The sequence below is a fragment of the Nocardia sp. NPDC058499 genome (genome assembly GCF_042719915.1).
Classification (GTDB): Bacteria; Actinomycetota; Actinomycetes; order Mycobacteriales; family Mycobacteriaceae; genus Nocardia.
On record NZ_JBHXMZ010000010.1, the window covers coordinates 228,548 to 247,554 of the forward strand.

General features: G+C 68.3%; 16 protein-coding genes. 5 read left to right on the forward strand and 11 right to left on the reverse strand.

Annotated elements, in window-relative coordinates; translation table 11 throughout:
- Positions 1 to 15: 15 nt before the first annotated feature.
- Both ilvA and ACFWPH_RS27380 read right to left on the reverse strand, forming a co-directional pair.
- Positions 16 to 1,362 carry a threonine ammonia-lyase IlvA gene (gene ilvA / locus ACFWPH_RS27375; RefSeq protein ID WP_378754987.1) on the reverse strand — a complete coding sequence of 449 codons (1,347 nt, stop codon included), beginning with the start codon at positions 1,360 to 1,362 and terminating at the stop codon, positions 16 to 18.
- A gap of 91 nt (positions 1,363 to 1,453) precedes the next feature.
- Entirely contained in the window at positions 1,454 to 1,888 is a 435-nt protein-coding gene (locus ACFWPH_RS27380; protein ID WP_378754989.1) for a nitroreductase family deazaflavin-dependent oxidoreductase, read from the reverse strand.
- A 128-nt stretch (positions 1,889 to 2,016) separates the two neighbouring features.
- On the opposite strand from ACFWPH_RS27380, the gene ACFWPH_RS27385 reads away from it, so the two are divergent.
- Together ACFWPH_RS27385 and ACFWPH_RS27390 are read left to right on the forward strand one after the other, a co-directional pair.
- A complete protein-coding gene (locus ACFWPH_RS27385; RefSeq protein WP_378754990.1) occupies positions 2,017 to 2,244 on the forward strand; it encodes a hypothetical protein in 228 nt (75 codons plus the stop codon).
- 148 nt (positions 2,245 to 2,392) lie between these two features.
- The gene (locus ACFWPH_RS27390; protein ID WP_378754991.1) at positions 2,393 to 3,793 is read left to right on the forward strand and encodes an amidase; all 1,401 of its coding nucleotides are present in this window, start codon (positions 2,393 to 2,395) and stop codon (positions 3,791 to 3,793) included.
- 16 nt (positions 3,794 to 3,809) lie between these two features.
- On the opposite strand, the gene treY is transcribed toward ACFWPH_RS27390, so the two are convergent.
- Together treY and ACFWPH_RS27400 are read right to left on the reverse strand one after the other, a co-directional pair.
- On the reverse strand, positions 3,810 to 6,212 hold the full coding sequence (gene treY, locus ACFWPH_RS27395) for a malto-oligosyltrehalose synthase (protein ID WP_378754992.1): 2,403 nt from the start codon (positions 6,210 to 6,212) through the stop codon (positions 3,810 to 3,812).
- A gap of 223 nt (positions 6,213 to 6,435) precedes the next feature.
- A complete protein-coding gene (locus tag ACFWPH_RS27400; protein ID WP_378754993.1) occupies positions 6,436 to 6,978 on the reverse strand; it encodes a cupin domain-containing protein in 543 nt (180 codons plus the stop codon).
- Between the two features lie 29 nt (positions 6,979 to 7,007).
- On the opposite strand from ACFWPH_RS27400, the gene ACFWPH_RS27405 reads away from it, so the two are divergent.
- Together ACFWPH_RS27405 and ACFWPH_RS27410 are read left to right on the forward strand one after the other, a co-directional pair.
- Positions 7,008 to 7,469 carry a MarR family winged helix-turn-helix transcriptional regulator gene (locus ACFWPH_RS27405; RefSeq protein WP_378754994.1) on the forward strand — a complete coding sequence of 154 codons (462 nt, stop codon included), beginning with the start codon at positions 7,008 to 7,010 and terminating at the stop codon, positions 7,467 to 7,469.
- 180 nt (positions 7,470 to 7,649) lie between these two features.
- Entirely contained in the window at positions 7,650 to 8,948 is a 1,299-nt protein-coding gene (locus ACFWPH_RS27410) for an adenosylmethionine--8-amino-7-oxononanoate transaminase (protein WP_378754995.1), read from the forward strand.
- A gap of 461 nt (positions 8,949 to 9,409) precedes the next feature.
- Here the strand turns inward: ACFWPH_RS27410 and ACFWPH_RS27415 are convergent, their stop codons facing one another.
- The 5 genes from ACFWPH_RS27415 to ACFWPH_RS27435 form a co-directional block, all read right to left on the reverse strand.
- Positions 9,410 to 11,731 (reverse strand): DUF2339 domain-containing protein, encoded by a 2,322-nt coding sequence (locus ACFWPH_RS27415; protein ID WP_378754996.1) that lies wholly within the window; start codon positions 11,729 to 11,731, stop codon positions 9,410 to 9,412.
- 149 nt (positions 11,732 to 11,880) lie between these two features.
- The gene (locus ACFWPH_RS27420; protein WP_378754997.1) at positions 11,881 to 12,546 is read right to left on the reverse strand and encodes a response regulator; all 666 of its coding nucleotides are present in this window, start codon (positions 12,544 to 12,546) and stop codon (positions 11,881 to 11,883) included.
- A 218-nt stretch (positions 12,547 to 12,764) separates the two neighbouring features.
- The gene (locus tag ACFWPH_RS27425) at positions 12,765 to 13,472 is read right to left on the reverse strand and encodes a GNAT family N-acetyltransferase (protein WP_378754999.1); all 708 of its coding nucleotides are present in this window, start codon (positions 13,470 to 13,472) and stop codon (positions 12,765 to 12,767) included.
- A gap of 135 nt (positions 13,473 to 13,607) precedes the next feature.
- Positions 13,608 to 14,330: a nucleotidyltransferase domain-containing protein gene (locus tag ACFWPH_RS27430; RefSeq protein ID WP_378755000.1), complete on the reverse strand. Its 723-nt coding sequence runs from the start codon at positions 14,328 to 14,330 to the stop codon at positions 13,608 to 13,610.
- A 98-nt stretch (positions 14,331 to 14,428) separates the two neighbouring features.
- Entirely contained in the window at positions 14,429 to 15,610 is a 1,182-nt protein-coding gene (locus tag ACFWPH_RS27435; protein WP_378755001.1) for an alpha/beta hydrolase family protein, read from the reverse strand.
- Between the two features lie 142 nt (positions 15,611 to 15,752).
- Between ACFWPH_RS27435 and ACFWPH_RS27440 the strand changes: the two genes are divergently transcribed.
- On the forward strand, positions 15,753 to 16,604 hold the full coding sequence (locus tag ACFWPH_RS27440; RefSeq protein WP_378755002.1) for an alpha/beta fold hydrolase: 852 nt from the start codon (positions 15,753 to 15,755) through the stop codon (positions 16,602 to 16,604).
- A gap of 24 nt (positions 16,605 to 16,628) precedes the next feature.
- On the opposite strand, the gene ACFWPH_RS27445 is transcribed toward ACFWPH_RS27440, so the two are convergent.
- Both ACFWPH_RS27445 and ACFWPH_RS27450 read right to left on the reverse strand, forming a co-directional pair.
- Entirely contained in the window at positions 16,629 to 18,062 is a 1,434-nt protein-coding gene (locus ACFWPH_RS27445; RefSeq protein WP_378755003.1) for an MFS transporter, read from the reverse strand.
- Between the two features lie 104 nt (positions 18,063 to 18,166).
- Positions 18,167 to 18,997, reverse strand: coding sequence for a helix-turn-helix transcriptional regulator (locus tag ACFWPH_RS27450; protein WP_378755004.1), 831 nt, complete (start codon positions 18,995 to 18,997; stop codon positions 18,167 to 18,169).
- Between the last annotated feature and the right edge of the window lie 10 nt (positions 18,998 to 19,007).

Sequence of the window (19,007 nt, forward strand, 5' to 3'; positions counted from 1 at the left end):
AGCGGACGGGGCCGGTCAGGTCAGGTAGCGGTAGGCCGGTGAGCCCGGTTCCAGCCGTTCGCACTGGATCGGCGATCGGCCGATCCGGTCCAGCAGCGGCTGCAGCCCGCTGCGTTCGCCGAGCTCCACACCCACCAGCGCCGCCCCGGTCTCCCGGTTGTTGCGTTTGACGTACTCGAACAGCGTGATGTCGTCGTCGGGCCCGAGTACCTCGTCCAGGAAGCGGCGCAGCGCACCGGGTTCCTGCGGGAAATCCACCAGGAAGTAGTGCTTGAGACCCTGGTGAACCAGGGACCGTTCGATCACCTCGCCGTAGCGGGAAACATCGTTGTTGCCGCCGGAGACCAGGCAGACAACCGTCGAACCGGGTTCCGGTGCGGCTTCGAGCAGCGCTGTCACCGCGAGGGCGCCCGCCGGTTCGGCGATGATCCCCTCGTTCTGGTAGAGGTCCAGCATGGCCGTGCAGATGGCGCCCTCGTCGACGCGCAGCAGGCCGAACGATCCCGCGCCGGGCGGGTATTCGGTGCCGGTGAGCAGGGGCAGCGAGGCATGCGAGACCACCCGGCCGCCGAAATCCGACACCGCGTCGAAGGGCACCTTGCCGATGCGGCGCACCGCGGCACCGTCGACGAACGGATCGACCTCGGGCAGGGTGACCGGTGTTCCCGCGATCAATGCCGCGGTCATGGACGCGGCCCCGGCCGGCTCGACCCCGAGGATGCCGGTCTGCGGCGAACGTTCCCGCAGGTAGGTGCCGACTCCGGCGAGGCATCCACCGCCGCCGACGGGGACGATCACCAGGTCGGGGGGTGTTTCGAGCTGATCCAGGATTTCCGCGGCGATGGTGCCCTGGCCCGCCGCGGTGCGGGTGTCGTCGAACGGGGGCACCATGGTGGCGCCGGTGCGCCGGACATCGGCGGCCGCGGCGGCCGCGGCGGCGTCGAAGGTTTCCCCGACCGCGATGAGTTCGACGAACTCACCACCGTGCACGCGGATACGGTCGCGTTTCTGCTTGGGGGTGGTGGTCGGCACGTAGATCCGGCCGGTGATTCCCATGGCCCGGCAGGCGAATGCCACGCCCTGGGCGTGATTACCGGCGCTGGCGGTGACCACACCGGCCGCCCGTTCGGGTTCGCTGAGCTGGACGACCAGGTTGTAGGCGCCGCGGAGCTTATAGGACCGCACAACGGTCAGATCCTCGCGCTTCAGATACACCTGCGCGCCGGTGAGCTGGGATAACCGCGGGCACAGCTGCAGCGGGGTGGGGTCGATAATGTCCGCAATACGCTTGGCCGCAGCATCGATCTCGTCCGCGGTGAGCGCGGGACGGGCTTCGGGCAGATGGGTCAGCACATCGGACACCCGCCCCATGGTGCCACCCGCCGCCGTCGCGGACTGCGGCGGGTGGTCTGTACTGGGGTTTTCGTTCATTTCACGGCGGCGTCGCCGCGCGTCAGCGTGGTGTCAGCACGAAGACGGGGATCTGGCGGTCGGTCTTGGTCTGGTAATCGGCGTAGGGCGGGTACGCGGCAACGGCGCGCTCCCACCACACGGCCTTCTCCTCGCCGTGTACTTCGCGCGCGGTGTAGTCCTCGGTCACCGTGCCGTCCTGCAGTTCCACATGCGGTTCGGCGACGATGTTGTGGTACCAGACGGGATGTTTGGGCGCGCCACCCAGCGAGGCGACGACGGCGTATTCGCCCTCGTGCTCGACCCGCATGAGCGCGGTCTTACGGAGCTTGCCGGTCTTGTTGCCGACGGTGGTCAGCACGATGACGGGCATACCGTTCAAGGTCGTACCCTCGGTGCCGCCCGAGTTCTCGATCTTCTCGGCCTGCTCGCGGGCCCAGTCGGACGTGGACGGTGCGTATTCTCCGGTCAATGGCATACCACGGGCAACGTCGGAGGTTCCGGCGATTGTTCCCGGCCGGTCGTGGTGGTCGTGCCGCGGGATATGTGTGCGGAAAGACAAAAGTTCGATGGACCGAACACTGGCTGCACGGGTAGCCTTACTGCATGGCCGTATCGCAAACTCTCGACACCCGCGCTCCCGCCCGCGCCGGGGCGGAGGTCGATATCGCCGGGACGCGCTGGCCGGTGTACAAGCTGGAGGCGCTGGGGGCGGGCCTGCTGTCACTTCTGGCCGCGGCACTCGTTCTCGGATCGCTACAGGCCGGCGTATTGCTCGGCGCCGCTGCCGGTGCCCTGCTGTGGACGCTGGGGTGGTGGCGGACAGCGCGGTAGTACCCGCGTGCGGCTCCGCCGCCGGGATCGGTATATCGCTCCGGCTCCGCAAAGGTCGTCCACGTACTACTCTGGGCCGAACTGAACTTATGTCCAACTTGGTCCGGCCGGTTCGTGCGCCGGCCCCGACGTACACGCGAGCCGAGATATGAGCGATCGAGTACATGCCTTCACCGACGATGTGCTGGGCGACCACGATGCGGTAGCGCTGGCGGAGCTGGCCGGTTCCGGGGCAGTGCGTCCCGACGAACTCGCGGCGGCGGCGCTGGCGCGCGCGGAGGCGGTGAATCCGCGGCTGAACGCCATCGCGCATCACTGCCCGGCCCCACGGCACGCGGCGAACGATTCCGGTACCTGGTACGGCGTCCCGGCCTTCGTGAAGGACAACGCCGACGTGGCGGGGCTGCCCAGCTGTCACGGTAGCGCCGCCATCACCCCGCATCCGGCGGGGAAGGACGACCGTTTCACCGCCCAGCTCCTCAGCACCGGGATCACGGTTCTCGGCAAAACCACCATGCCGGAGTTCGGTTTCACCTCCACCACGGAATTCGAGAGCAGCGATCCCACCCGCAATCCGTGGGATACCGGCTACACGGTCGGCGGGTCGTCGGGCGGTTCGGCGGCGATGGTCGCGGCGGGTGTGGTACCGGTCGCGCATGGTAACGACGGCGGCGGTTCCCTGCGTATCCCGGCGGCCTGCGCCGGTCTGGTGTCCTTGAAACCCAGCCGGTTCCGGCATCTGGACAATGCGCAGGCCCGGCAGTTGCCGATCAAACTGGTCTCCGAAGGTGTCCTCACGCGCTCGGTGCGCGACCAGGCCGCCTATCACGCCGCCGCCGAAAAATACTGGCGCAACCCGAAGCTTCCGCCCATCGGGACCGTCGAGGGCCCGTCGGCGCGCAGGTTGCGGATCGGATTGCTCACCACCGCCTGCAACGGCCGTGAACCCGATGCCGAGACAGCGGCAGCCGTCCACAGCACCGCCGAGATCCTCGAAGCGGCAGGGCATTCCCTCGAGCCGATGGCCTCCCCGGTGGCACCGAGCCTGGTGGAGGATTTCCTGCGCTACTGGGGTTTCCTGGCGCAGATGTCGGGAGTGACCGGCAAATTGAGCCACGGCCGCAGCTTCGACGCCGCCCGCCTGGACGCTTTCACGAGGGGTCTCGCCGCCTCCTTCCGCCGGCGGCTCCTGGCGACCCCCGGCTCCCTGTACCGGCTGAACAAGGCCCGCGCCGACTACGACGAGGTCCTCACCCGCTACGACGTGATCCTGTCGCCGGTGCTCACCCACACCACACCCGAACTCGGGTATCTCCGCCCGGGCGTACCGTTCGACGAACTGCTCGACCGGGTCACGAATTTCGTGGGCTATACGCCGATCAACAATGTCACCGGATCGCCGTCGATCGCGGTCCCGGCCGGGCTCACCGGCACCGGCCTGCCGGTCGGGGTGATGCTCAGCGGCGCCTACGGCGACGAACGGACGCTGCTCGAACTGGCCTTCCTGCTGGAGGCGCAGCGCCCGTTCCCGCGGATCACCGAATCCTGACGGGTTCCGGGAACGTTCAGCGGACCAGGAGCGCGACAGGGAGGCGGGCGAACAGTTTCTCGGTTCGGGCACGATTCTGGAAAGTGTGACCGGTGAGCCGGTCGGTCCAGGACCCGGACGGCAGCTCGAGATAGGTATCGGCCCAGCCGGTTTCGCCGATCGCCACACTGTGCCGGGTCACTGCCACGAGGATCTCCGGATCCGCCCCGACCCGCCCGCGGGCGTAGGCCACCAGTTTGTCGGCGTGCTCACCGTGCCCGAATACCGGCGTATAGCCGCCGCCGACGAAACATTCCGGCCGTTCCCGGCGCAACCACAGCGCATACGCCACCACCCACATCTTCGCGGCGCCGGTGATATCCAGGGCCGGGGTGGTGGTGAGGGTGTGCAGCATCGCGATCCGGGAGCCGAAATCCACCGGGCGCCGGTTGTCCGGGTCGACCAGGGAGTCCTCCCAGATCTCGCAGCCCTGGTAGATATCCGGGATCCCGGGCCCGCACAGTTGCAGCAGTTTCTGCGCCAGCGAATCCGACCAGGCGTGCGGTGCCAGATCGTGGGCGAGATCGGTGAGCTGGCGGCCCACCGGTCCGTCGATCACCTGGTCCAGCCAGGTGTGCACCGCGTTCTCGAACTCCACGTCGGGTTCCTCCCACGCGGTGTGCAGCCCGGATTCGCGCATCGCCTTCTCGGCGAAGCGGTGCACGCGTTCGCGCAGCCCCGGCACCGAAGACGCGGGGCGGCCGTCGGCCGGCCACATCCCGAACATGTTCTGCAACAGGAACAGTGCGGTCGCACCGTCGGGCGGTGGCAGTTTCTCCAGCCACAATGTGACCGCCCGCGCCCACATCCGCGGCACCTGGGACAGGATCCCGATCCGTGCCCGCACATCCTCGCCGCGTTTGGTGTCGTGCGTCGACAGGGTGGTCATCGAGGCGGGCCAGCGCAGCGCCCGCGACGCGTTGGCGAGATGGAATTCGTTGACGGTACGACCGAAACGGGCCGGGTTCCCACCGAGTTCCTGCAGCGAGACCAGTCGCACCGCGCGGTAGAACAGGATGTCCTCCACGGCTTTCGCACCGATCGCCGTACTCACCTGATGGAACCTGCTCCACGCGGAAGCCCCGCGGGTCAGCGCCGTCACCAGCACCGACAGCGGAACCCGCAGTTCGGCATTGCGCTTCTCCACCTCGGCCAGCACGGCGCTGATCATGCCCGCGAGCGGGGTGTAGTCGGCCCGGGCCACCGGCAGGAACGACAGCACCTCGATGGTGGCGTTGGTGAGCGCCATGGTGTCGAAATCCTCGGCGCCCGCATCCTCTTTGATCGCGGCGACCAGCCGGCGGATCTCCGGCAGCAGAATACTTTCCGCCACCGCGCGTTTGATGCGGTGTTCTTTTTCGCCCACCCATACGCGGTCGCTGCCGTGGCCGGTGATATGCCGGGACAGTTCGGTGAGGACCGGCTCGCCGGCGGGTTCGAGCAGCACACCGCCGAAATCGGCGAGGGTGTCGTAACCGGTGGTGCCGTCGATCGGGAGGGTGGCGTCGAGGGGTTCGCGGTTGGCGAGGGTTTTCTCCACCAGCAGTAACCGGTTCGGTCCGATCAACCGGCGCAGGCGCTGCAGGTAGTCCGTCGGGTCGGCCAGTCCGTCGGGGTGGTCCACCCGCACACCGTCGATGAGGTCGTGTTCGCACCAGGCCGCCAGTTCCCGATGGGTGGCCTCGAAAACGTGCGGATCCTCCTGGCGCAGCGCGGCCAGTCCGTCGATCGACAGGTAGCGACGGTACCCACAGATCCCGGATTTCCGGCTCACCAGCCGGTAGTGCTGTTTGTCGTGGATCCGCAGCGCATTGTCGCCGTCGGTGCCCGGGGCGATCGGGAAACGCAGATCGTAGAGCGCCAGCAGTGGTTCGGGCCCGGACCGGTCGACGGTCAGCGCGGCCGGATCGTTCTCACTGCGCAGCACCGGTAGCGCCAGCCGCCCCCCGACGCCGTTACCCGGGCTCCAGTCGATATCGAAGAACGGCGCGAACTGGGATTTGCGGCCGTACTGCAGCACATGCCACCACCAGGGGTTCTGCTGGGGATCCGCCACTCCCACATGGTTGGGGACCAGATCCATGATCAGTCCCATACCGCGGTTGCGGGCCTCGTCGGCCAAGGTTTTCAGGCCGACAGGGCCGCCGAGCGCGGGGGAGACGACGGTGGGGTCGGTGACGTCGTAACCGTGCGTGGAACCGCGCGCGGCGGTCATCACCGGGGACAGGTAGATATGGGAAACCCCGAGTTGCTGGAGGTACTCCGCGATCGCCGCGGCCTGCGCGAAGGTGAGGCCGTCCGGTCGCAGCTGCAGCCGGTAGGTGCTGCGGACCGGGGTGAGTCGCGGATTGGGGCGAAAACGCGGCGGGTCTGCGGGCATACGGTTCTCGGTCGGGTCCTGGGGTGGCACGGCGGACAGATGGGGCTGCGCGATCAGCGGCGGGAACGGGTCACCGCGGGTGATAGGCGTGGCCCCGGGGCCGGGGGAGATCCGGCGATCGCGGTGGTGGTGCCGCACCCTCGGGCAGCGGGTCGGACGCGTGCATGGTCAAAACCCTAGCGCCATTCCGGCGGAGTTCCGCCGGGGGCCGTTGGTCAACTGTTCAGTTAGCCGCGTATGACATACCCAGGCGGCGCGCGTAACCGGTTCGCCGTGCGATTGCGGCGAGGCTTCCGAGGGTGACGCGTTGCAGCCAGGAGGGTATTCCGGCGAGGTAGCCGTCCTGTAGTTCCCAGAGCAGGGCGAGCGCCAACGGGTTGCGTGGTACGCCGGCGCCGGTGGTGGCGCCGGCCTCGTCCAGGGCGCTCCACAGGGTGAACATCTGCCAATGCCGCAGCGGTGGCCGGATCTCGTGGTCGAGCACGGTATCGCGGGCCTCGTTGTGGAACTCGTGCACGGCGCGCGCCGGGGCCGTGACGGTATCGCCCGGCCGGGCGAGGATTTCGCGGCCATCGATCCGGAATCGCACGGCGCCCCGGCGCACCGTCCACTCCTCGGTGAGTACCGGATGCCAGTGGGGCCCGGCCTGGCGGCCGGGTTCGGGAAGGTCGTGCCGCAGGCGCAGATATGGGCCGCGGTCGTCGGTGCCCTGGTCGACCAGGGTGATGCGGTGACCGTTGCGGAAGGTGAGTACCCGGGACGACATCCCTCAATTAGAAAGGTAACCTTCATAATATGTCAACACCCGAACGTCCCTCTCTGTTGAAGCTGCTGACCCTTGCGACCGCGGCCGTCGAGAACGAACTGAACGCCGACTTGCGGGCCCGGCTGTCCGGCGACCTGCGACCCGCGCACTACGCGGTCTTCCGCTACCTCGACCCGGCCGGCTCGCGGGTGGGCGAGCTGGCGCAGGCGGCGGGAATGACGCAGCAGTCGATGGGCGAACTGGTGGGGCAGCTGGAAAGTGCGGGCCTGGTGCGCCGGCAGGTGGATCCGGCCGACCGGCGGGCGCGGCAGGTGGTGTGCACCCCGGCGGGCCGGGCGGCACTGGCGCTGGCCGGGGAGCGGATCGCCGGGATCGAGCAGCGGATCACGCGTGAGGTCGGGGAGGGGGGTATGGGCGAATTGTTGAAACTGCTCACACGGGTTGTGGACGTTCTCGGTACGACGCGGGACGCGAGTGCCGGTGCGCCATAGCGGTAGGCGGGCCGGTGCGGGCCCCGTGGGGGTAGGAGGCGCCGCTCGCCTCGTCGACCGGATGCCGGTGATGGTCGCCGTGCCGCTCGATGGCGTTCTCATGTTGTCCGGCCGGCTTTGGTAACTTGAACGGCGTTCAGGTCGCCGCGGGTGGCCGCCGACTCCGACGTGAGGATCTTCGTGACCACTGCTGCCGCGCCGCTCACCGCGGCGGAGATCTCGGCGCTGGACGCCCGCCACGTCTGGCATCCCTACGGCGGATTTCCGGCCACCACCGAACCTCTGGTTGTCGCGTCCGCCTCGGGCGCCAGGCTCACCCTGGCCGACGGGCGGGAACTCGTCGACGGAATGAGCTCGTGGTGGGCGGCCGTGCACGGTTACCGGCATCCGGTCCTCGACGCCGCGCTGACGGAGCAGGCGGGGCGGATGAGTCATGTCATGTTCGGCGGGCTCACCCACGAACCCGCCGCCCGCCTCTGCGAACTGCTGGTGCGGCACACTCCCGCCGGTTTGGACAAGGTGTTCCTCTGCGACTCCGGTTCGGTATCGATCGAGGTCGCGGTGAAGATGTGCCTGCAGTACTGGCGGTCGGTGGGTAGACCCGGCAAACGCCGCCTGCTCACCTGGCGCGGTGGCTATCACGGCGACACCTTCACCCCGATGAGCGTCTGCGACCCCGACGGCGGCATGCACGCCCTGTGGACCGATGTACTGGCCGATCAGGTCTTCGTCTCCGCGCCGCCGCGGGAATACCGCCCGGACTACGTACGCGAGCTCGAAGCGGCCGTCGCCCGGCATGCCGCCGAACTCGCCGCCGTCGTGGTGGAACCCGTGGTGCAGGGCGCCGGCGGGATGCGCTGGCACGACCCCCGTTATCTGGCCGATCTGCGCCGGCTCTGCGACGAACACGGGGTGCTGCTGATCTTCGACGAGATCGCCACCGGATTCGGTCGCACCGGAACACTGTTCGCGGCCGAGCACGCCGGGGTGTCACCCGATGTCATGTGTGTCGGCAAGGCGCTCACCGGCGGCTACCTGACCCTCGCCGCAGCGCTGTGCACCACCGAACTCGCCGAAACCGTCAGCGCGGCCCACGGCGGCCTCATGCACGGGCCGACGTTCATGGGTAACCCGCTGGCCTGCGCGGTCGCGGTCGCCTCCATAGAACTGCTGCTGTCGCGTGATTGGCGCGGTGACGTCGCGCGGCTGGAACATGGGCTGCGGGAAGGGCTGGGACCGGCCCGGGAGCTGCCGGGTGTGACCGATGTTCGGGTGCTCGGCGGGATAGGAGTCATCCAGCTCGACCGCCCCGTGGATATGCGGGCGGCCACCGACGCGGCCGTCGCCGCGGGCGCCTGGATCCGGCCGTTCCGCGATCTGGTGTACGCAATGCCGCCGTTCATCAGCGATGCCACGGACCTCGAGATCGTGACCCGCGCCATGGTCGCGGCGGCGCGGGCGGGAAATTGTGCCGGATGACGGGCCCGGCGCCGGAACCTCCGTTCGACCGGCCGTCCACCTGAGGCGGTGACAGCCGGGATCGCGCAGTGTTGTGCAAAGCCATGTCGGCTCGATGTTGTGCGCCAGGTCGGCCATATCGCAGTCGTGACACTGCTGACGGCGGCAGCGGCGCTGGGCGCCGCGTTCTCTGCGGCCGAGGGCTGGACGGGGCGATCGGGCCCGCCGGAGCAGCCCGCGACGGCGCACTCCGCGAAATGAAGATGTCACCACTCTCGCGGTTCGTGACCCGGGTCGAGTTCGGCGGGCCGAGGCAGAACCGCTGACCGCTGCTGCAGGTGCAGCGACGCAACTGCGCAATCCGGCGGTTACCGGTCCGCCGAACGGCCGCCGCTGCGCACCCGGAGGGGAGAGGCGCAGCGGCGGCCGGTTGCCGGGTTCGATGCCGGGAATCGGTACGCCGGACGACGGTCGAGAGAGCGTTACTCGGTGCGGGACTCTCGCGCCCCGGTTTCGGCGAACGCCCGGGCGTAGCGGGTTCCGGCGACCAGCAACAGGATTCCGACCATCAAGAAGGCCGCGACCCGGATCAGTCCGTCCAGCGTCGACAGGTCGAACAGGAACAGTTTCGCCAGGGCGGCGGCGGTGACCAGCAACCCGGACCCCAGCGCGACCTTCACCGTCGCCGACGCTTCGGCACCCAGGCGGCGCAGGCCGTACAGGAGAGCGGCCAGCGCCCCGGCCATCCAGATGATGGTGGAAACGCTGTGGCCGACGACGAATCCGTTCGCGGCGCCGGTGGCGACACCCAGCGATACCGCCGTGGTGGTCACCGAGTAGAGGGCCGCCCCACTGGCGCCGACCCACAGCAGCGTGGTCACCGATTCGTCGGTGGTCGTGCCGAAGAGCCGGCGCAGCGTCCACAATGCCACCGCGAGGACACCCAGGCCCGCGATGGCGGCGGCCGCGGTCGCGGTGCTCAGGTCCTCGATCGCCCGGCGGGATATGGCCAGCGTTTCCGGGTCGGCGACCGTGAGCAGGCCGATACCGCCGAGTACCGCGTAGCCGGCGCCGAACAGGGCGGCGACCCGGTTCCGGGCCTGACCCGCGACGCCCAGATAGCAGGCGCCGGCGAGCAGCAGTCCCAGCGGCAGAGTCGACCCGGTGCTGACACCCCAGACCGCCTCCAGCAGGGCGAAGGAGCCGCAGGTGCCGGCCACGATCGCGGTATGGCCCGGGATACGGGCGATATCACGCAGCTTCGGGACCAGCGGCGTTGCGGCAACCGCCAGCAATACCACCGCGTACCCCGCGGACAGAATCGTGGCGGCGGGCCGATCGATCAGGGCGGGCGCAGCGAGCAGCGGTGTGGCGGCCAGCGCGCAGGACAGGCTCGCGACGAGATCGCCCGGCCGCTGCCGGGTCACCAGGATCGCGCCGCCCAGGCCGACCGCGGCCACCGCCGTCGCCGCCGCGACGACCAGCGCCCGGCGGTCGTCCGGTTGTTCGATCACGAACGCGAGGATCGTGCAGTGGGTGGCCAGCACCGCCGGAACCGTGCGCACCAAATGAAGGAAGGGCCAGTCGTACCGCGTCTGCACCGGGACGCAGGCCACTTGCAGCACGATCAAGAAGGCGAGCAGGGCCAGTTCGATCGTGACGAACGGCGCGAGCACGGCCGCCCCCGCCACCACCAGCACAGCCAGCGGTTGCGACCGCCACTGCACCGCCAGCCCCACCCCGGCCGCCGCGATACCGAGGGCGGCGGCGAAACCGGGCACCGGATGCAGCCAGTCGTAGATCGTGGTCATCGCCACGACATCGAGGTAGGCGCCCGCGAAACCGGTCGCGGCGAGGGCGATACCGCCCACCCGGCCCCCGGGCCGCCGGAACACCCGCACCCCCGCGCCCACCAGCGCGGCGGAGAAGACCGCGCCGGCGACCACCCGCGGAACCGGTCCGAAGATCCCGGCCTGCGCAGCGAGAACCAGCAGCATCACGACCCCGATCAGCGTGACCGCCACCCCGGCCACCGCGAGCAGCCGGCTGATGACGCCCTCCCGCTGCCACCACGGCGGCGACGCGGGATGCGAACCGGGGGCACCATTTCGCGGCGGGATCGGGCCGCGCGGTGGGTGTGCCGGGGGCGGCACCTGCCCCATCGCTGCCCGGTACTGCCGCGCGGTCGTGGCGGGCCGGCCGGGCCACGGCGCGATACCGCCCGGCTGCGCCTGCGCGTTCTGCGGAGACAGTGCCGGCCCGCGCTGCGGCGGAGTTATCGGTCCGCCATGGAGAGGCGGCGCTGGTGTGGTGCGCGGGGTGGTCGTGCTCGGCGCGGGAGCACCCCATGCCGGCTGCGGGAATGCTTCGCCTGCCCGGTTTTGCGGGGCCGCGGTGGACTCGTTGGCCGGCGGTGAGGTGCCGGGCCCGGCCTCTCCGGTGAGAGAAGCCGAGCCCGGCGGTTCCGGTGTGTGCACCCCGCCGACGCGCACACCGGGTGACGGCACCGCATCCGGCGGAGCGCCGGGTGGTGCCGTGGTCTTCTCTGTCGCCTGCCCGGGGCCGGTCCCCGGGGCGGCTGCCTCGTGGCCGGGCGCCGCGCCCGGGCCGGGCAGCGCGGCGGATTCCGTGGTGCCCGGCGATCCGGCGCGGGCAGGCACCGCCGACAGCACCTGCCGGTGCAGGGAGGCCAGGTCGCGGCCCAGTGTGTTCATCTGCCCGCCGAGCGCGGTGAATTCGCCGGCCAGCGAGTCGAACTCGCCGGACAGGCGGGCGACCAGCGCCGGGTCGATCGAAATCGTCATATTTCGATGGTCGGGCGCACGGGTTCGCCGCGGATGAGTAGAACTACCCGCCGCCGCTCCGGGATCTACCCTTTCCCGCCGACCGGTTCGCCGGCTTCGTAGTAGCGCAACCAGGCCGGCAGCAAACTCCGGCCCTCAGCCCGGGGGAGTCACTCGTCGAGGCCCTGTTCGATCACATAGCGCGTGAGCTCCACCCGGTTCGCCAGTTGAAGTTTGCGCAGGGTCGCCTGCACATGGTTCTCGACGGTGCGATGACTCAGATGCAGGCGGGTGGCGATCTGCTTGGCGGACAGTCCCTTGGCCACCATGCGCAGCACCTCGGTTTCGCGTTCGGTCAGCGCGGGTTGCTCCGGTGTGCCGGGATCGCTGGGGGCGGTGGCCATCCGGCGGTACTCACCCAGCACCAGGCCGGCCAAACCGGGGGTGAACACTGCTTGCCCGGCGGCCGTATCGTGAACCGCAGCAACGAGTTCGGCCGCGGACGCACTCTTGACGAGGTAGCCGGAGGCCCCCGCTTTCACCGCATCCAGGACATCGTCGCGTTCATCGGACGCAGAGAGCACCAGCACCCGGCTGTCCGGGGAAACCCGCAGCACATCGGCCGTCGCCTGCGCGCCGTTCCCGTCGGGGAGCTGCATATCCATGAGCACCACCCGCGGCCGCACCGTGGCGGCCCGCCGGACCGCGGCCGCGGTGTCCTCGGCGGTGGCCACCACCCGGAACCCGGCCGCCTCGAGATCCCGGGCCACACCCTCGCGCCAGATCGGATGATCGTCGACCACCATCACCGAAATGGGCGCCGCCTCTTCTGTCATGCCACCGCTCCCTTCGGGTCAGGTCGCCGCATGCGTCCGGCCGGGCCGATACTGCCGGAATCCGCCGGTGCGGAACAGGCCGGCGCCGGTCTCCACGCTATTTTGCCCGTCGGGCCGCAACGGAGAAACCGGAAGGCCGGGCGCTGCCGGAAACTACACAGAAGCGCACCTGGGGAGCCGCCTTGCGGTTCACGTGGAATCCCGGTGGTTCACCGATATCAGGGTACGCGGAACCCCCGGAAGGTCACCTGCGTGCGGGTGCGGAAACCGAGCCGCTCGTACAGGGCGATCGCACCGGTATTGGTCTCGACCACATGCAGAAACGGCCGTTCACCGCGCGCCACGATCCGCGCGACCAGCTCACCGATCACACCGGCCGCATACCCTTTACCCCGCGCCTCGGGTGCCGTGCAGACCGCGCTGACCTCGGTCCAGCCCGGTGGCCGGAGCCGTTCACCCGCCATCGCCACCAACCTGCCCTGCTCGCGGATGCCGAGGTAGGTGCCGAGCTCGTGGGTACGCGACCGGAACGGCCCCGGCTGCGTCCGCGCGATCAGATCGAGCATCTCCGGCACACTGTCCGCGCCCAACTCCACCACATCGGCGCCGGGCCCGGACCATTGTTCCGGCCCGATCATCTGCCGCCCGTCGAGAGCGAAAACCGGCTCCCAGTCCGCGGGCGGCCGCGCCGGGCAACTGAACATATCCGCGACCTCACCCCGCCCCACCAGCCTGGCCAGATCCTCCCACGCCTGCTCATCCGGGTCGTTACCCATCGCGACGAACGACGCGACCTCCGGCAGGAACGTACCCGCCTGTCCGACCCACCGGCTCAGCTGCGCATGCCGCCCCCGCAGCGATTCACCCACCGGATCGTCCAGTTCGACGGCGCAGTCCACGGCCGCGCTGTACCCCTCGTTGCTCACACAGCGAGTATGCCGGTCGAGTTCGCGGCCCGCGGCCGCCCCTCGGAGCCCACGAACCTGCTCGGCTGCAGAGAGGTGACCGGATCCGCATCGGCATCGGCATCGGCCGGCCTGTCGCCGGCGTCCCAGGGGAGGTCAGCCGGGGCCGTCGGCCTTGAATCCGTCGAAGAGCGGGCCGCCGAATTCGTTCAGCGCCCTGGTGACGATCTCCACCATCGGTTCGACAGCGCCGAGCGCAACCGACCGGACCCCACGCGCCAGGGCTCGGGAGTAGTCCGTGCCGGCTTCTCGGTCGAAGGAGGCGAGCTCGCGGTGTAACCATTTGCCGCGGCCCATCCACTGGCCGTGGCCGGTGAGCAGTAATTCAGCTGTGGCGCGCCACAGGTTGAATGCGATCAGCAGGCGTTCGTCGTCGTCCCGGGAGCCCACGAGATCATCGAGCAGATCGGTGAGCCCGTAGCGCTCGGCCCGCAGTTCCTCGATGCTGAGCGGTTCCGGGCCGGCGGCCAGCAGAGCTATGCACTTCTCCTGCAGATACGCACCGCTCCCGTCCCTGTCGAGCAGGATCAGCGTCTGTGCGATAAGCCGCAAGGTCGTCGGCTTCCTGGCCCTGCGCTCGGTGGCGAGGAAGTGCTCCATCGACGCCTCGGTGTGCACGAAAAGCTCTACGGGCCACCGCTGATACTGCAGCGATTCGCGGTAGGGCGCGGGCGGGCCCGCGAGCAGCACGGTGATATCCAGATCGGAGGTCGCCGTGGCAGTCCCGAGCACAGTGCTGCCGCCCAGCCACGCCGCCCGCGCCTGCGGAAACCGCTCGTGCACCAGTCTTCTGGCGGTATCGAATGCGTCGATGCCCATACCCGAGATTCCCACCGGTAGTCAGCGAATGTAGCCGGAAACCTGTGCCCTGCCCGCTGACAGTCGTGCGGCCCCGCACCACGGCGGTGGTGTGGTGGTCAGGGGCGGGGGAGGACCTCGGGTCGGGCCAGGCTCATGAGGGTTTCGGCAATGCCGGGACCACTGCGGCCGAAAACTGCATCGAAGAAGGCGCGCATGTAGTCGCGTTGCAGGTCGATCGACCGGTACGGGTCGATACTGCCCACAGCTCGAGCCGCGGTTTCGCCGGGAAGGAGTCCCGCGGCGACGAGTTGCGGCAGGATGGCCTGCTGGTCGGAGAAAGACATGTGCTCGGTACCTGCTACCTGCAACGGTAGCTTCAAACCCGTATTGTTCGCCCACACCGGCTCCCACCCCGGCTGCCCGAACCACGGGGAATTTCCGCCGGCCGGCATCAGTAGGGGCCGGTCGAGTCCGTCGTCGGCGACTGAACCGAGGACCGGGCCGTCGAGGTCGACCCCCGCCAGGATCCGCGCGTCGTCGTGCATCGCTTGGGCGGTGGTCGACCCGCCGAGGGAATGCCCGAACATGCCGATCTTCGATACGTCGAGCGCATCGGCGAGGCCGGGTGGCAGATCGTGTTCGGATCCGGTCAGCTGGTCCAGCACGAATCGGGCGTCGGCCACGCGGTTCGGAACCAGAACATCGCGCAACACCTCTTGCGGAGAGTCCAGCGGGACCTCACTGCGAATTTCGCGGCCGTCGGGAAAGTGGACCGAGAACGCCTCGTAGGTGTGATCAATAGCCACCACCACGTATCCGTGACTCGCGAGATCCTCGGCTTGGGCGGTGCTCCAGCCGGTGGTGTCGGTCATTCCCGGAGAATTCAACAAGATCGGAAACCGGCCGTGATCGTCCACCGCCGGCGGGTCCAGGTGACTGTGGCTCGGTGCCAGAGTCCAGCTCCCCTCGGGCACACCGAGTCCGGCGAGGTAGCTCTCCTGCGCCTGCCGGCCGCCGGGCGGCATCCACGGCGCCGGGGGCGACTCCTGATCCACAGTTGCGGGATACCAGACCTGAACCATGAGCTCCCGCCGCTGCTCCGGATGCCACGGATCAGCGCGGCTGTAATCGATCAGATGCCAATCGGTGACTCCGACCGAATACGGTCCGGTGGGCGCCGGAAGCGTAAGCGCCACTGCTGTGTTCGGCGCTGCCGGACCGGCGGTCGAGACACCGGACCCGCCGGTGATCAGAGCCAGGACCACAACCGAGACGAGGCCTGCCCATCGGAATTTCATGGGATTCAACGTAACTCCCCAACGCTGCCGCTGTCGGCCGGTACCGACAAGGTCGGCATCCTGCCGACGCAGGGCCGCCGTTCATGGGTGCCTGTTTGTACGGCGGCGGAGTCGAAACTGAAACGTGTTCTAGTATTGTGAGATGGATGTGACCTACAACGGAACCCAGCGGGAAATCGCCACCGATAAGGGGGTATTGCGTTACCACGTGGCAGGCGACGGACCGCCGCTGTTGTTGTTGCACGGTTCCGGTATCGGGGTCAGTGGTTGGCGGAACTACCGCGGGAATTTGGAAGTCTTTGCCCGGCACTTCCGCTGCTACATCCTCGAGTTCCCCGGTTTCGGCATAAGCGACCCCGTCGACGGGCATCCGGTCTTGACAGCGGGATCGTCGGTCATCCGATTCATGAACGCTCTGGGTATCGAATCGGCCGCGGTGATCGGCAACTCGATGGGTGGCGTCGTGGGCATCAATGTGGCTATGAAGCATCCCGAGCGGGTGAACAAGCTCGTCACCATCGGCGGGGTGGGGCCCAACATTTTCAGCCAGAACCCGAGCGAAGGCACACGGTTGCTACAGGAATTCGCCGACGGACCCAGCCGCGACAAGCTGGTGCGCTGGCTCGAATGCATGGTCTACGACCGTGCCCTGATCACCGAGGAGCGGATCGAGGAACGGTGGGAGACGGCCCGCGATCCGGAATCACACAAAACACTGGCGGCCATGTACGGCTCCGGGGCATTCGCAGTGCAGCAGGCAGCGATGGCCGAATCGAGTATGCCGCCGTACTGGTCGATGATGCATAAGGTGACGTGCCCGACCTTGCTGACCTGGGGCCGCGACGATCGCCAGTGCCCGCCGGATATGCCGATGATCCCCATGCGGCTGATCCCCGAGGCCGAACTCCATATCTTCCCGAACTGCGGGCACTGGGTGATGATCGAAGCCAAGCAGGCGTTCGAACGGGTCGCGCTCGAGTTCCTACTCCGATGAGTCGGCACGTGGACGACGATGCCCTTATCCGGTCTTTCCCGTATTCCCATGGGATCGGTTGCGCAGTAGAGCGGAGGAGGCGACCGCGGAGACAAGGATCGCGGCCGCGGCGCCGAACAAGGTGGTAGTGACGGCAGCGGCCGAGGTGTCCGCTGATTTCGAAAGGTAGAGCGTGCCGAGAGTGGCGACTCCGAGTACTTGACCGAAGTTCAAGAGTGTGGTCAGTAGTCCGCTCGCGTCGGCGGCGTCGGCTATCGGAACCCGGGACAGTACAACGGTGAGCAGCGGGCTGTAACCCAGTCCGAAGGCGATCCCAGCGAATACGAGCTCGATTTCCAGAAGTACGGTCACCTGTTCGGTGTGGTGCAGAGTCACTGCCATTGCGGCGTAGCCGAGCGCGGCCCCCGCGAATCCGAGGGGAATCAACCGGGCGTGCAGCCGTTCGGGGAAACGTTGCCAGGTCAGGGCGCCGAGTGCGGTACCCAGACCCATCGGGACGAAGACGGCACCAGCAGGCGCCGGCGCGATATCCAGCACAGTCTGCAGATACAGCGACATTGCGAACAGAAACCCGGCGTAGCTGAGCATCGCGAGCAAGATGGCCAGGCCGCCGGGCACCAGCCCTGGGGCACGAAGTACTCGCGGGGAGACCATCGGGGCCCGGCCGGCACGAGCTGTCCGGTGCTCGATCGCGCCGAACAGAACCAACAGACCGATGCCTCCCAGCAGCATTACCCAACCCCACTGCGGCCACCGGTACTCGTGGCCGCATACCAGCGGTACCACGAGAGCGAAGACGCCGGCGGACACCACGGCCGCCCCCGGTAGATCGAGCGTCCGCTCGCGGTCCCCGGTTTCTCTCGGCATGAAGCGAAATGCCGCGATCAGTAACACCGCACCCAGTGGCACGTTGATCAAGAAGATCGGGCGCCAGCCGGTCCCGAACAGATCGGCTCCGGCGAGTAGGCCGCCGACAATTTGTCCGGCTACGGTCGCACCGGCGATCACCGCAGCGTAGAGACTCAACGCTCGGATGCGAGCCCGGCCGGCGAAGGTCCGCTGGATGACGCTCATCACCTGGGGGATCATCACCGCCGCACTCGCGCCCTGCAGTAGGCGGAAAACGATCAGGATGGTCGTGGAACCGGCGAGCCCGCACCCAAGAGAGGTGACGGTGAATGCCGCCAGGCCGGCTCGGAAAACTCGGCCGTGCCCGAATCGCGCGCCGAGCCGGGCTCCGGTGAGCAACAGGACCGCGTAGGTGACCGTATATCCGGCGACGATCATCTGAAGTCCGGCGCCGGAAGTGTGCAGATCGTGGCGGATGGTCGGTGCGGCAACGTTGACAACAGTGGCGTCGAGTATGGCCATGAACTGGGCGAGCAGCACTACCAGTAGTAAGCCGGAGCCCGGCTCACTCGTGCGCTCGCCCCGGGAGGCGCGCAGGGTATCGATCATCGACCGAACCTATGACCGCGCACAGGTAGGCAGAAGTCACCGCGGATACTGGTATCCGCACCACCCGTCAGGGCGTGTGTCGGGAATGCCACCGCGGCGCGGTGTCATTCGCGCCGGCAGAAGTCGGTGATCTTCTGCGTGTCCTCCTCGGTGACCGGTAGGTAGACCATCATTTGGCTTTCCGGGACCGCCACCACCGATAACGCTGTCGCCCGCATATTGATCTCACCGACCGGAGGACGCTGGAACGAGGTGACTTCGGGGAACGGTTCGGCGACCTGATGGGCGGACCACAGCGCCGCGAACTCGGGGCTGAACTCGCGGAGTTGCTCGATGAAGCCCGACCACTCCGTGTCTCCGGTGTGGCGCGCGTAGTTGGCGCGCACAACTGCGACCATTCTGGGCAGCATGTGCCGGTTGCCCAGCGGTTCACCGGAAACCACGCTCGCACACACCTGCAGTAGCAGATTTCGGCGGTTGCGCGGCGCCTGTGATAGTTCGGGGAATACCGTTGCATAGGTTGTGTTGGAGGCCAGCAAGTCGAACTTGCCGTCGTACACGCACGCCGGGGTCGGCTCCAGAGCATCCAGAACTGTCTGGATATCGGCAGATATACGGCCGTCGGCAGGAACTGCGGGCGCTGGGTGGACCAGCTCGAAAAGGTGTGCGCGCTCTGCTGCGGTCAGTCGCAGTACCTCAGCTACCGAATCCAGTACCTGCGCACTCGCGTTGATCGTCCGTCCCTGTTCGAGCCAGGTGTACCAGGTGACGCTGACCCCGGCCAGTAACGCGACTTCTTCTCGCCGCAGGCCGGGCGTCCGCCGACGGACGCCTGGCGCGATTCCTACGTCCGCCGGGGCAATCCGGCCACGGCGATTGCGGAGGAAAGCCGTCAACTCCGTGCGCCGAGCGACTTCGGCCCTGCCATGGATCATGCCAGCACAT